Source organism: Polaromonas sp. P1_G4, from assembly GCF_056405475.1.
In genome coordinates this window covers 1-730 of the sequence record NZ_JBFUCA010000987.1, presented here as the reverse complement: position 1 = coordinate 730, position 730 = coordinate 1, and the positions used below count along the sequence as shown (strand labels likewise).

Annotated in this window: 2 protein-coding genes; both read left to right on the top strand. The window is 64.0% G+C overall.

Annotated elements, in window-relative coordinates:
- Positions 1 to 382: NUDIX domain-containing protein (locus AC1D1X_RS24910; RefSeq protein ID WP_477699574.1), on the top strand; the 382-nt coding region annotated here is incomplete at its 5' end.
- Positions 383 to 459: 77 nt separating this feature from the next.
- Positions 460 to 730 (top strand): MFS transporter (locus AC1D1X_RS24905; RefSeq protein WP_477699573.1); only part of this gene is annotated, 271 nt, incomplete at its 3' end.

The following is a 730-nucleotide window of genomic DNA, read 5'->3' as shown; positions in this document are numbered from 1 at the left end:
CGGTATGCTCATCGAGGCCTGCGCCGGACTGCTCGATGGCGACGACCCCGAGACCTGCATCCGCCGCGAAGCAGCCGAAGAAACCGGGTTCCGCATCCAGGCGCCGCACAAGGTGTTCGAGGCCTACATGAGCCCGGGTTCGGTCACTGAAAAGTTGCATTTCTTCGTAGCCTCCTACGAAAGTTCAGACCGGGCAGGAGAAGGCGGCGGCATCGCCCATGAAGGTGAAGACATCGAGGTGATCGAGCTGCAACTGGAAGAAGCGCTGGCCATGGTGCGCAGCGGCGCCATTGAAGACGCCAAGACCATCATGCTGCTGCAGCACGCAAAAATCACCGGCCTGGACCGCCTGCTCCCTCTGCCCCCTTCTTCCGGGTCCTGAATTGATTCTGGAAACGGCCCCTCGGGCCATGCCAGTACCGCGATGCAGCAGGCGTTTTGTCTGATACGCTCAGCTCAATGGATGTTCCTGTTTCGAAGACCGCGGCGCCTGCCATGTCGCCCGGCATGGTGGTGCTGGTCCTGTCGATGCTGCTGGGCATCCAGCCGGTCACGACCGACCTCTACCTGCCCGCCCTCCCCTCCCTGACTGAAGGTTTCGGCGCGCCGATGTCGCAGGCGCAGCTCACGCTCAGCGCCCTGCTGCTGGCCTTCGGTACCTCCCAGCTGATCTGGGGCCCGCTGTCGGACCGCTTCGGCCGCCGTCCCATCCTGCTCTGGGGCCTGTGCG